Source organism: Paraflavitalea sp. (assembly GCF_059502485.1).
This window is the reverse complement of record NZ_JCACET010000004.1, coordinates 43990-57443: the sequence shown is the minus strand read 5'-3', so window position 1 is coordinate 57443 and position 13454 is coordinate 43990. Positions and strand designations below refer to the sequence as shown.

Below are 13454 nucleotides of genomic sequence, written 5' to 3'. Positions count from 1 at the left end.
AATAAGTTGGCCGGAATGCCAAAAGAAAGCAGGCAATCGTATTAATAGGTTTCTGTCACAAGAAAGGACTTTCAGCCAGCTATTTCCACTGCAGTGAATTGATCAGGTGCTTCATATCAGTTTGTAGAAAATCATATACAATGCCCAGAGAGTCCTCGTTGGGAGTAGCATCAAAATACAGAGCACCCCGCAAAAAGTGCCTTACAGAATCCGTGACAAAAAACTGCTTACCAGTTGCAGCATTGCCACCCACATTGAAAAACAGGCCACTGATACCCTTAGGGGTTCTTATCAGGGAATCCGTTATTTCAGTTGCCTTAGAAGTATGCTTATACGTCATTTTGAACGCATCGTCCACCAGCTTTGTAAGGTTATTAGCACCAACCGCTTTATAACTGATGTAGATCTTTCCGTTAAACTGGGGGAAATCAACATTTATCCAATAATCATTCTCAGGCTTACCTTCAAAAAAAGTAGTATCCTTTATCACCTTGGCATAAATGGGATATTCAAAAGTATAAGGATAACCGGGCTGGTCGAATGACTGATATTGATGAGGAGGGAAATCGATCTTATAATATCCACGCCGCTTAATAGAATAATCACTGTTACAGGCAACCAGGATACATAAAACAAGTAAGCACCAAATGGATCTGTTCTTCATACTATTAATCAGTGATTATTATAATGTTCTATTACACTGTCCCGGGCTTGATTGTCACCTTCACCTTTTTGATCCGGTTACGGTCCACCTCAAGAATAGTAAACTCAAAATCTCCTATGGGCACCACATCTCCCGCTTTAGGGATCTCGCCCGCCAACTCCAGGATTAGCCCCGCCAGAGAGTCGCTTTCACCTTTCACCTGGTCAAATGTATCTGCCGGCAAATTCATAATACCGCAGGCATCATAGATCATCGTGCGGCCTTCAAAAATATAAGTTGCATCATCGATCTTCTTATTGCCCGATTCCTCTTCATCAAACTCATCCTTTATTTCCCCGATGATCTCTTCGAGAATATCTTCCAGCGTAATAATGCCGCTCGTACCCCCAAACTCATCCACCACCACAGCAAAGTGAATACGCTTGCTTTGGAATTCCGTCAATAGATCCTCTATATACTTTTGCTCGTGTACAAAATATGGAGGCCTCAACAGACTCTGCCAGTCGAAACTATCCGGCTCATTAAGATGTGAGATCAGATCCTTGGTATGAATGATCCCCAGAATATCATCCAGACTCCCCCTATACACTGGCAGACGTGAGTAATGCAGATCTTCCACCGCTTTCTTCAGTTGTTTGAAAGAAGCATTATGCTCTATACCATGTACATCCAGACGGGTACGCATTACCTGTTTAACCGTAATATTGGCAAACTTGTAGATACCCGCGAGAATACGCTGTTCTTCCTCCTCATGAATGGTAGATCTGATCTCTTGCTCCAGCTGCTTCTGTATATTGGCCCGGGAAGCCTTCCCTCCAAACGCCTTTTCCACCCGGTCAGAAAAGTTGACAAGCCAAACGGCCAGGCGCTTAAAAAGATAATAGATCACCTCCACCAGAAAAGAAGATTCATAAGCCGAACGTAGGTTATTCTGGTTGGCCCGCACCTTGGGCAAGACCTCTCCAAACAACACGATCACACTACAGATAACCAGCACTTTGATAAAATATACAAAGAGCTCTAAACCCAGGCTATCCTGCTTGAAAGTAAATATGGGATCGATAAGAAAATTAGCGAGAATGATGATGGCAATATTGATCAGCGTATTGGCGATCATGAGAGAAGCCTGCAGCGCCCGGGGCTCCTCCAGCAAATTGGCAATGCGCTTCCAGCCCGAATCCTGCTTGGTTTTGAGCATGTTCACATCCCGGAATGTCAGTGAGAAAAAGGCAACCTTGGCCCCCGATATAAAGAAAGAAAGCAGCAACAGGAACAGTACTACGGCAGACAATATAGTAGTGGCTTGTACGTTGACCGCCAGCAATACAGGCTGCCACGCTTCACCTAATAACAAACCTCGGAAAGGGTTATCCAAAGCAATTGGTTTTTGTTAACAATGATCGATCAACATGACCGGCGGTTTAGTCTACAGGCCGCATCAGAAAGGCAGGTCAATAACCTGCCCCTTATAAACAAATTTTGTGCAAAAATATTATGATGCGCTGTAACGATCAAAAGGATTTACCGGCAACTTTATAAGGTTTTTAATCCGCGAATCCTTTTAATCCCGGGTCCGCAATTAAAAAGGTAGGTCTTGCGAGGATTCACCCAGCGGGGGAATATCAGCGTTGAATCCTTCAATATTTTCACCGTGTGTATTGGTATGAGGTCCATGATGGCCTGAACTATCAGTTCTTTTATCCAGCATAATAAGGTTGTCACCAACCACTTCGGTAGCAAACTTCTTATTGCCTTCCTTATCCTCCCAACTCCTGGTACGCAAACGGCCTTCAATGTATACCAGGCTTCCTTTATGAAGATATTTTTGGGCCAACTCTGCCAATCCTCTCCATAGTACCACCGTGTGCCATTCAGTCTGAGAAATAAGCTTACCAGCTCTGTCTTTGAATGTTTCAGTGGTCGCCAGGGGAAACTTTGCTACTGCGATATTACCTTCCAGGTACTGTACATCCGGGTCCCTTCCTAAATTGCCAATGAGCATAACCCTGTTAACGCCTCTCATAAAAGATGAGTTTATTGTTAGAAATCGTCTACCGGTTTTATTTACTCTTAAAGTTAATTTTTTTTATAGATATTATGCCAATTATTTGGCCCCCTAAGTGTTAATACGGGGGAGCATTTTCAAATCATACTCAACACATTAAAATAACTGTGCCAGCGAGCTTTTCTCCTCCAGGAACGTGTTGATAAGACGCGGAAAAGCATACTTTTTTAATTGCTTTTTATCAACCTGTATGAAATCTTTTAATGCCGCTACAGGCTTCAGCGCAGTAACAGTAACAAATTGCCCATGTATAAGTTGATGAGTTAGCTGCTGATGATAAACTTTACTAATATGACTGACCGAATATGCCTGCTTGCCAAACAGCTTTTTTAAGAAAGGCAGCTCCTGGAACATTTCCTGAACGGGGCTGCTGGCTTCATACAGAACGAACTCATGCAGGTCTTGCCAGATATCTTTCTCAGTCCGCTGCCGGATATACAGCTTGTTCTGATACTGAATAACAAAATAATAGAACCAACGCTCCCTCTTGGCAAGGCTTTTTTCCTTGACGGGTAACTGCTTTATTAAATTGTGCTTAAATGCTTCACAATCGGATTGTTGCGGACAAACAGTGCACAATGGATTTTGCGGCTTACAGATCACAGCACCGAAATCCATGATAGCCTGATTATAAATGCCCGGCTGTTCAGTGTCAAGCAAGGCTGTTGCCAGCTCCTGATACATCTTCTTGCCCGATGTAGTATCGATAGGAGTCGAAATACCAAAATAGCGCGCTATCACACGTTGTACATTACCATCAACAACAGCTTTCGGTTCATTAAAAGCGAAAGAAGAAATAGCAGCAGCGGTATAAGGCCCAATACCTTTTAACTCTTTAATCTCATCATAAGTAGAAGGAAATTTCCCTTTGTAATCATGCACAACTTTCTGAGCAGTAGCAATAAGATTTCTGCAACGCGTATAATAACCAAGACCTTCCCACAACTTGAATACCTTCTTTTCAGGTGCTTTAGCAAGATCTTTAATAGTTGGAAACGCATCAATAAAACGCTCATAATAAGCCAGTCCTTGCTCTACTCTTGTTTGCTGTAAAATGATCTCACTCAACCATATTTTATAAGGATCCTTTTCCCCTTTCCAGGGCATGGAGCGTGTATTTTGGGCTTTATTCCACGCTAAAAGCTTTTCAGTGAATATTGGTTTCATGGTAAATATTGAATATATAACATTCTGATAATGAGAGGGGTTAACTGTAACCCGGCATGAAAATTGATACCCCTCAATATCAATTATTTAGACCTTTTCTTGCAAATGTGCGAATTAACATTTAATTTGAGTAAAGAATTGATTTAGTGACAATTGCCGTTTAAAGTAAATAATATTTTGAAAACCCGTTAAAAATTCAACGACATGAGAAAGGCAGACCTCGTTAACCAAATATCTGAAAAAACAGGTATTCCCAAGGTTGATGTTTTGGTTACGCTGGAGACCATGTTCAAGGAAGTGAAAGATACCTTATCCCAAGGAGAAAACATCTACATTCGTGGGTTTGGCAGCTTTATTACTAAAAAACGAGCTGCTAAAATCGGCCGCAACATTAAGAAAAACATTGCGGTACACATCCCTGAACATTTCATTCCTGCATTCAAACCTGCCAAAGAATTTGTGGCAGAAGTTAAAAAATTACAATCCGTCAAAGAAGATCAGCCAAACCCCGATGATGAGATGTAAATTTGCTGCTCATTAAATTACACTGATTTGTGAAAAAGCAGCAGATGATCTTAGTAGGCGGCGGCGTAATGCTGCTCTGCCTGCTTTATTTCTTTGGCAGAACCATCCCCCCTAAAGATAACACCAGGCCCGCAACAGCTACCGCTGCTGCGGGACAATTGGACATTGAGACAATCCTGGCGGCCTCCCGCCAGAAGCTCACTCCATCCCAGCAAGCTCACGTAAGTAAGCTTGAATCTGCTGTTGTTCGCGGCGACGTGAAAGAACAGCAGATAAAGGTATTCCGGCAGTTGGCAGACTTCTGGAGAGACTCCGCACACCTGCTGCTTCCCTACGCCTGGTATACAGGGAATGCAGCTAAATTGGAAAATTCTCAAAAAAACCTCACCTTTGCTGCCCAATTCTATTTAGACGGTGTTCGCCGACAGGAAGAACCCGCCCTGAAGAAGTGGATGGCTTTACAAGCTAAAGAGTTGTTTGAGAAGGCTTTAGAATTAAATCCGGCCAACGATTCCCTTAAGATCGGACTCGGAAGTTGCTACCTCTTCGGAGGCATTAGCGACAACCCGATGCAGGGAATTCAGTTAATTCGTGAAGTAGCCGACCGCGATCCGCATAATACCTATGCTCAATTTATGCTGGCTGTGGGAGGTCTCGTTTCCGGACAATTGGACAAAGCAATAGAAAGGTTAAACCATGTAGTAGAGCATGAGCCTACTAACCTGGAAGCTATATTGATGCTGGCAGATGCCTGCGAACGGAAAGGAGACAAAACCAATGCCATCAAATGGTATACAGCTGGTAAAAAACTCCTCAAAGACCCGGGCTTCGAAAAGGATATCGACGAGCGTATCAACTCGTTAAAGAAATAAAACCTTTCCGAAAGCCCTTCATCCCCACCATAAGATGAAGGCAAAGCTTAAACTTATTAGTTAATTAAAAATCATTGGTGTTCTATGCCTTGTGGTAAAAAAAGAAAGCGTCATAAAATTGCGACGCATAAGCGTAAAAAGAGACTGAGAAAGAACCGTCATAAGAAGAAAAACCGCTAACGTTTATCTTCTTGCAACGGGTCCCGTAACCACGGGGCCCCTTTCCTTCTTTAGCTGAATTTATTATTTGTCATTTATTTACAGACCTGCTGCTTGCAATCCCTGAACGAATGGATATTTGACAAATAATTCCGCTTCAGCGCCTTCCTTGTGTGATGATTGGTAAGACGGTATAAAGATGTTACGCTTGAATAAGGAACTTATTATAAATGCTGCACCTCAGGGCGTAGAAATCGCCTTGTTAGAGGATAAAAAGCTGGTAGAACTGCATCACGAAAAAGCGGATGCCAGTTTTGCCGTGGGAGACCTTTATCTCGGCAAGGTGAAAAAACTCATTCCTGGCCTCAATGCTGCCTTTGTAGACGTAGGCTTCGAAAAAGACGCATTCCTCCACTATACCGATCTTAGCCCATACGCCCGCTCGTTATTGAAATTCACCCAGCAGGCCATCAATGACAACGGTAAAGATTTCGACTTCGGAACCTTCCAGGTAGAGCCCGAGATCATCAAGACCGGCAAGATCAATGAGGTATTAAGCGGTAAGCCCAATATACTGGTGCAGATCCTTAAAGAGCCCATCGCCGCCAAAGGCCCACGCCTTAGCTGCGAAATATCCCTGCCCGGTAGATTTGTGGTCATCACTCCTTTCAACGACATCGTAGCAGTTTCCCGGAAAATACATTCAGCCGATGAACGCAAACGGCTGCAGAAGATCGTCGAAGCCATCAAGCCAAAGAACTTTGGTGTGATCGTTCGTACAGCTGCAGAAGGAAAGAACACGGCAGAACTGCATGAAGACCTCTCCATGCTGGTAGAAACCTGGAAAGCTATACAGCACAACCTCAAAGGAGCTGTAGCACCAGCCAAAATACTCAGCGAGCAAACAAAGACCACCAGCATCCTGCGTGATCTGCTCAATGAGGACTTCAACAAGATCGTGATCAACGACCGGAATATCTATAATGATACCCGGAGCTACATACAACGCATCGCTCCTGAAAAGGCCGATATCGTTGCATTTTACCACAATGGCCTGCCCATCTTCGATCAGTTTGGCATCACCAAACAAGTGAAAGCAGCATTTGGTAAAACAGTGAACCTGCCAAGTGGCGCCTATCTCATCATAGAGCACACAGAAGCACTCCATGTAATCGATGTAAACAGCGGATACAAAAGCGTTGGCAACAACCAGGAATTGAATGCCCTGGAAACCAACCTCGAAGCCGCAGCCGAAATAGCACGCCAGCTTCGCCTGCGCGATCTGGGCGGCATTATCGTGGTAGACTTTATCGATATGAAGCTGCCCGATAATAAGCGAAAGCTGCTGGAGGCCATGGAAGAATTCATGAAGCCCGACAGAGCCAAGCATGCAGTGTTACCAATTTCCAAATTTGGTATCATGCAGATCACCCGGCAACGCATGAAGCCGGAGATGAACATCAATACACAGGAAGTTTGCCCTACCTGTGCCGGCACTGGTAAAATTTCATCTACCCTGCTCCTCGAAGATGAAATAGAAAAGAACATGAGCTACCTCATTACCCACCAGCATAAAGACCTTACGCTGGTAGTTCACCCCATCATGCACGCTTACCTTACAAAAGGAGGCTGGCTCTTCCGTTCAAAACAATGGAAATGGCGCATGAAGTACGGGCAAAAGATCAAGGTTATCGAAAACACCAACTATCACCTCACAGAATTCCACTTCTTCGATAAACACGAAGAAGAAATAAAACTGTAACCATTACACAGACGCATCTGTACTGATCGCGATCATTACGCGACAATTAATCTATTACAAGCCATCCTCTCCCCAACAAGTAATGCTTCGCGATCTATGTAAGCATATAGCCTGCATAGTTTCAATTCGTGCAACTCATAAAATTCGTGTAATAAGTGTTTGGCAAAAAAAATCGGGTACCGTAGGGAGTACCCGATAGACTATAGAAAGGCGAACCAGAAACTCTCGTGGAATCAGACAATTAAGTCGTCGTGAAATTAAGTACGGACAATCATTCCTCCTACTACAAACCTATAACCGTGTAGATTTGGCCTGTAAGTGTGCAGATTTGGGCAATAAGTGTGCAGCGACTTTGAGCTTTTTCTTCCCTTACACGGTATTTGGCCTCCTGAATTCATTAAAAAACCCGGTATTCACCACGCATATAAGTCCGGGACAAATACAAATAAAAAAAACTCCGGCAGGAAGGCCGGAGTTAGCGTCACAGTTAGCATTGGTTATTGATAGCCGGGACTCGTAGCAGGTTCAACCCGGCGCAGTTAGATATGGTGACCAGAGCGGGCTCACAAAAGCCCGAAGGCCGGAAAAAAGCTTCTTTTTATAAATTTTGGAGGTAGGCGCCTATGGCTGAAAGGCGCAAGCACGCTAACAAGACAGGAAAGCTGTGCAGGTTGCTGCACAGCTTTCTATCAATTTGCTAAAAGTTTCAGAAAATTTTTCGGAATTAGTCCCGGTCCCGGCTACCGCCCAGGAAGATGAGAATATACTGCACCAGGGTAGCAACGGAGGCCACGGCAGCCACCACATAAGTCATAGCAGCCCACTTCAACGCATCCTTTGCCTTGGGATACTCCTGCCTATTGGTGACGTTCGTACGCTCCAGCCAGGCCAGGGCCCTCTTGCTGGCGTCAAATTCAACAGGTAGGGTGATCACAGAGAACAAAGTGGTCAACCCGAAAAGGATAATACCTACTAATAATAAGGTAGGGAAAGCATTGATTAACAATACCCCACCCAGCAGGATCCACTGTACGATACCGGAGCTGAACTGCACTACCGGCACCAGGCGGCTACGCATCGTAAGCCATTGATAAGCAGTGGCATGCTGTACTGCGTGACCGCATTCGTGCGCTGCTACGGCCGCAGCCGCAATCGAGGTACCATTATATACGTCCGGACTGAGATTTACCGTCTTGGTTGCAGGGTTATAGTGGTCGCTTAAAAAGCCGTCAACCGATACCACTTTCACGTCATATATGCCGTTGTCTTTAAGCATTTTTTGGGCTATCTGACTGCCCGTTAAACCGGCAGAAAGAGGTACCCGGCTATACGCCGTAAACTTGCTTTTCAGCACCCCTGAAACCAGCATACTGATACCTAAAAAAATCAAAGAAATAATCAGAATTGATGGTGTCATTTTTTGTGCTATTTTATATTATATAACACCTGTACATCAAAACGGTTACCAACCATTTTGAGGTGTTTTTTTGTCGGTTTAAGCACACAAAAAAGGGGCATTTTGTCACCGCAAAAGTTGATAAAAGACAATTGCTGACATTTTATCACAAAGACTTACCCATAAATATTAATATGTTTATTATATATTGATTATCATCAACTTACACACTTCCAGAACATCGTTCCCGTATACCTGAAAAGGGGGTTAAAATTTATTCACAACCCTAAAAAATAATTTTGTTATGTGGCGCTTATTTGTAATTTAGTGCAAGAATTTAATGGGTTAGTAAGTAAGGGGTCAACAGCAATGTTGGCCCTTTTACTTTTAAAAAATTCTGCATCGTTAACTACACTTTTTTCGCGCATTTTTTTACATCTTTTTTGCGCATAAAAAACTACTTCACAACATCACATCAACGATCACTTTTTCACACAACTTTTTTTAATCAAACATTCAATTCTTTTTATACCACTAACTTTATCGCATGAGTAAAGTTAAAACGGCATTCTTTTGTACTAACTGTGGATATGAAAGCGCAAAATGGCTCGGCAAATGTCCTTCATGTGGAACCTGGAATTCTTTTGTGCAAGAAGTCATACATAAAGAAACTTCCCAAAAAGAGAACAACTGGAAAAACTTTCACGACGACAAGAAAGAAATTAAAACAATAGCACTGCATGCAGTAACTACACCCGAACAAAAAAGAATCATCACACCAGATGCAGAACTCAACAGAGTATTAGGAGGAGGAATAGTTCCCGGAAGCATCACATTGATAGCAGGAGAACCAGGTATAGGAAAATCAACACTGTTCCTGCAGATAGGATTACTCTTAAAAGATATCACGATCCTCTATGTAAGTGGAGAAGAAAGCGATCAGCAGATCAAAATGCGTGCAGACCGCTTAAAGATTCAGAACGATCAATTCTACCTGCTTACTGAAACTTCCACACAAACCATCTTTCAGGAGATAAAAAAACTAAAACCCCAACTGGTAATTGTTGACTCCATTCAAACCATACAATCACCCTATATAGACTCATCACCCGGTAGCATTTCACAAATACGGGAATCGGCAGCCGAGTTTCAGCGCTTTGCCAAAGAAACCAATATACCCGTGTTCCTCATTGGGCACATCACCAAGGATGGCGCTATAGCAGGCCCAAAAATACTGGAACACATGGTCGATACAGTATTACAATTTGAAGGCGACAGACACTACACCTATCGCATCTTGCGCACCATTAAAAACCGCTTTGGTGGAACAGCAGAGCTTGGCATCTATGAAATGACTGGCGAAGGCATGCGCGGCGTCAACAATCCCAGTGAAATACTGATATCACAGAAAGAAGATCGCCTCAGCGGTATTTCCATAGCAGCCACTATTGAAGGCATGCGTCCCTTATTGATAGAAGTACAGGCCCTCGTTACCCAATCAGTGTATGGCACACCACAACGCACGGTGTCAGGCTTCGATCTTCGGCGCCTGCAACTGTTACTGGCTGTACTGGAAAAAAGAGGAGGCTTTCACTTTGGCGTTAAAGATGTATTCCTCAACATAGCCGGAGGGCTCAAAGTAGAAGATCCTTCCATCGACCTCTCCGTGCTATGCTCCCTGTTAAGCTCTTATGAAGATGTTCCCCTTCCTCATCTGATCTGTTTCGCAGGAGAAGTTGGCTTAAGCGGTGAGATCAGGGCCGTGAATCGAATAGAACAACGTATTGCCGAAGCAGAAAAACTGGGATTTGAAAAAATAGTCGTGTCGCGCTATAACCAGAAAGGCCTCAACCTGCAGAAGTTCAACATCGAAGTAATAAGCATGGGCCGGGTGGACGAAGTATACCAATACCTGTTTTAAGATAGCTGCAAGCTCCCGCCTGGCGGGACAAGTTGTGAACTTCAGACCGCAAGCTTAAAACCAGTTGCGCAGTTATTTCGTAAGTTGATAAACCGCGAGCGACGAACTATTGCTCAAAGCTCGTCGCTCGCAGGTCGAAGCCTGTATTGCTATGAAATTTACCGAAACCGCCAGATCGCTCCTGCATCTCTTCTTTCCTCATTGCTGTGTAGGCTGCGGCACCGATGTATTAAGCAACCAACAGATCCTTTGTCTCCCTTGCATCAACCAACTGCCGGTTACCAATTTTCATTTATATGCAGACAACCCCTTACAGCAAAAATTCAGGGGAAGGTTACCATTGATCGACGCTACCAGCTACGTGTATTTTACCAAAGATTCGATGCTGCAGGAAATCATGCACCAGTTTAAATACAACAACAGGCAAAACATTGGGGCCTGGTTTGGCAGGCGCATAGGCGAAGCACTGCAAACGTCCAGTCATTTTACCATGCCCGATGCTTTAGTACCAGTACCTCTTTTTGATGTCCGGAAAAGAAAGCGGGGCTACAATCAGGCAGAACTGCTATGCGCAGGCATCGCTGAAGTCCTGGAGCTTCCGGTATGGAAAGATGTTGTTACAAGAACAACACTTACCGAATCACAAACCCGTAAGAGCAGGATACAACGATGGCAGAATATGGAAGGCAAATTCGCAGTAATGAAACCAGCCACGATCATGGGTAAACACCTGTTATTAGTAGATGATGTGGTAACCACGGGCGCTACCCTTGAAGCCTGTGGGCGGGCATTGCTGACTGCAGGCGAGGTAAAACTCAGTATTGCCACCATGGCCTTTGCCACCGGATAGCTGGCAACAATTAATACCCCGGATATACGTTAAACCATAAGAAGTATTACTTTAGCAATCTGCATGAAGCAACTATTGGCCTTAATATTGATCGTCACCATTGCCGCTACCGCCTGCAAAAAGGATTCATTCATCACCGGCAACGCCAACCTGAGCACATCAGCCGATACCTTACACTTTGATACCGTATTTACAAGCGTTGGATCAGTCACCCACTACTTCCGCATCTTTAACGACAACGACCAGAAACTAAAGCTCCGGAACGTATCCATCGCCGGCGGGATCAACTCAGTCTTTAAGATCAATGTAGACGGAACACCTGGCCCTGCAGTAAACAACATCGAGATCGAAGCCAATGACAGCGTATACGTCTTCGTATCCGTTAAAATAGATCCTACAGTAGAAAACCTTCCGTTCGTATTAAAAGACAGCATCCACATACAATACAACAACCAGGAAAAATGGGTACAGTTGGAAGCCTGGGGACAAAATGCTCACTTCCTGCGATCAAGACTCATTGCTGCCAATGAAACCTGGACTAACGATAAACCCTATGTTATCCTCGGAGGCATACAGATAGATACCAATGTCACCCTCACCATGCAACAGGGATGTCGCATCTACTTACATGCAGATGCCCCCTTCCTCGTTGATGGAACCCTCAAAGCAATCGGCGAAAAATACGATAGCACAAAGATCATATTCCGCAGTGACCGCCTCGACGATCCCTATCGCGATTATCCCGGCGCATGGCCAGGCATTTACTTCAGAGGAGAAAGCAAAGACAACCAACTCCAATACACCGTCATTAAAAACGCCTACCAGGGCATTATCACTACCGGTCCTTCTACCAATGCCAATCCCAAAGTCACGATAAGCGAATCCATCATCGATAATTGTTACGATGCAGGCATACTCGCCGTGCAATCCGATATCAGGGCACAAAACTGTCTCATCAGCAATTGCGGCAAAAACATGATACTGGCATTGGGTGGCACCTACAACTTCAATCATTGCACATCAGTAGCATACTCCAATAACTTCATTCAGCATAAAGACCCTGTATTGCAGGTAACAGATTTTATCCGGGACGGCAATACAGTCTTAACAGGCAATCTTACTGCCAGCTTCAGCAACTGTATCTTCTGGGCCGATAACAGCACCGTGGAGAATGAGGTCATAACCGCCAAACAAGGCAATGGTACATTCAACGTAAGCTTTCAAAACTGCCTGTGGAAGCTAAAAACCAATCCGGGCAACATTACAGCCAACAATATCATCGCCAATGAAGCCCCGGCATTCGATAGCATCGATACACAAAAAAGATTCTACAGCTTCCGCCTGAAAGATGGATCACCAGCATTGAACAAAGGAGTAGCTTCATCAGCCATTATCGATCTCGATGGAAATCCCCGCCCGGTCGGCCTCCCCGATCTCGGATGTTATGAAAAACAATAATATACTATCTCATTAGTTAGCCGTAAATTTTTCAAGGCGAGCAACCAATTAAGCACCATCTTTGTATAGATTATTATCATTAAAACCTCACATCATGATACGCCTGCTGATTTGTTCGCTGCTGCTGGTTGCAGCTACTTCTATTTATGACTTTAAGGTCCCTTCCCTTGAAGGTAAAGACCCTATCAACTTCGCTAAATACAAAGGCAAGAAAATATTGGTGGTAAATACCGCTTCCAAATGCGGCCTTACTCCCCAGTATACCGAGTTGCAACAACTTTATGACAAGTACAAAGACAAGCTGGTGATCATAGGATTCCCCGCCAACAACTTTGCTAACCAGGAACCCGGTACCGCTGCAGATATCGAAGAAGTGTGCAGAAAGAACTATGGCGTAACCTTCCCCATGGCAGAAAAAGTATCCGTTAAAGGAGAAGACATCCACCCCCTGTTTAAATACCTGACAGACGAAGCTAAAAAGCTGGGCGTTGAAGATCCCATCAAATGGAACTTTACCAAGTTCCTGATTGATGAGAATGGTAAGCTGATCGCCGTGATCCCCAGCAGGACAAAACCGATGAGCGAAGAGCTGACCAAGTACCTGAACTAAGCTCT

12 protein-coding genes are annotated in these 13454 nt (G+C 44.1%); 7 read left to right on the top strand and 5 right to left on the bottom strand.

Features of this window, described 5'->3' with window-relative positions:
* Positions 1-79: 79 nt before the first annotated feature.
* The 4 genes from gldD to mutY all read right to left on the bottom strand — a co-directional run bounded on the left by gldD (position 80) and on the right by mutY (position 3896).
* Positions 80-664, bottom strand: coding sequence for a gliding motility lipoprotein GldD (gldD, locus tag AC5JBY_RS00285; RefSeq protein ID WP_495902530.1), 585 nt, complete (start codon positions 662-664; stop codon positions 80-82).
* A 31-nt stretch (positions 665-695) separates the two neighbouring features.
* Entirely contained in the window at positions 696-2039 is a 1344-nt protein-coding gene (gene gldE / locus AC5JBY_RS00280; protein WP_495902529.1) for a gliding motility-associated protein GldE, read from the bottom strand.
* A gap of 204 nt (positions 2040-2243) precedes the next feature.
* Positions 2244-2687: a single-stranded DNA-binding protein gene (locus tag AC5JBY_RS00275; protein ID WP_495902528.1), complete on the bottom strand. Its 444-nt coding sequence runs from the start codon at positions 2685-2687 to the stop codon at positions 2244-2246.
* 138 nt (positions 2688-2825) lie between these two features.
* Entirely contained in the window at positions 2826-3896 is a 1071-nt protein-coding gene (gene mutY / locus AC5JBY_RS00270) for an A/G-specific adenine glycosylase (protein ID WP_495902527.1), read from the bottom strand.
* Positions 3897-4100: 204 nt separating this feature from the next.
* Here mutY and AC5JBY_RS00265 point away from each other — a divergent pair, with 204 nt between their 5' ends.
* The 3 genes from AC5JBY_RS00265 (at position 4101) to AC5JBY_RS00255 (ending at position 7214) form a co-directional block, all read left to right on the top strand.
* On the top strand, positions 4101-4421 hold the full coding sequence (locus AC5JBY_RS00265; RefSeq protein WP_081145882.1) for an HU family DNA-binding protein: 321 nt from the start codon (positions 4101-4103) through the stop codon (positions 4419-4421).
* Between the two features lie 29 nt (positions 4422-4450).
* Positions 4451-5293: a tetratricopeptide repeat protein gene (locus AC5JBY_RS00260; protein WP_495902526.1), complete on the top strand. Its 843-nt coding sequence runs from the start codon at positions 4451-4453 to the stop codon at positions 5291-5293.
* 367 nt (positions 5294-5660) lie between these two features.
* Positions 5661-7214 (top strand): Rne/Rng family ribonuclease, encoded by a 1554-nt coding sequence (locus AC5JBY_RS00255; protein ID WP_495902525.1) that lies wholly within the window; start codon positions 5661-5663, stop codon positions 7212-7214.
* 724 nt (positions 7215-7938) lie between these two features.
* Here AC5JBY_RS00255 and AC5JBY_RS00250 read toward each other — a convergent pair.
* Entirely contained in the window at positions 7939-8631 is a 693-nt protein-coding gene (locus AC5JBY_RS00250; protein WP_495902524.1) for a zinc metallopeptidase, read from the bottom strand.
* A gap of 526 nt (positions 8632-9157) precedes the next feature.
* On the opposite strand from AC5JBY_RS00250, the gene radA reads away from it, so the two are divergent.
* From radA to AC5JBY_RS00230, 4 genes are all read left to right on the top strand, one after another.
* Positions 9158-10531, top strand: coding sequence for a DNA repair protein RadA (gene radA, locus AC5JBY_RS00245; protein WP_495902523.1), 1374 nt, complete (start codon positions 9158-9160; stop codon positions 10529-10531).
* 151 nt (positions 10532-10682) lie between these two features.
* Positions 10683-11381, top strand: coding sequence for a ComF family protein (locus AC5JBY_RS00240; protein WP_495902522.1), 699 nt, complete (start codon positions 10683-10685; stop codon positions 11379-11381).
* Positions 11382-11444: 63 nt separating this feature from the next.
* The gene (locus AC5JBY_RS00235) at positions 11445-12839 is read left to right on the top strand and encodes a choice-of-anchor Q domain-containing protein (protein WP_495902521.1); all 1395 of its coding nucleotides are present in this window, start codon (positions 11445-11447) and stop codon (positions 12837-12839) included.
* Between the two features lie 94 nt (positions 12840-12933).
* Positions 12934-13449: a glutathione peroxidase gene (locus AC5JBY_RS00230; RefSeq protein WP_495902520.1), complete on the top strand. Its 516-nt coding sequence runs from the start codon at positions 12934-12936 to the stop codon at positions 13447-13449.
* Positions 13450-13454 lie beyond the last annotated feature (5 nt).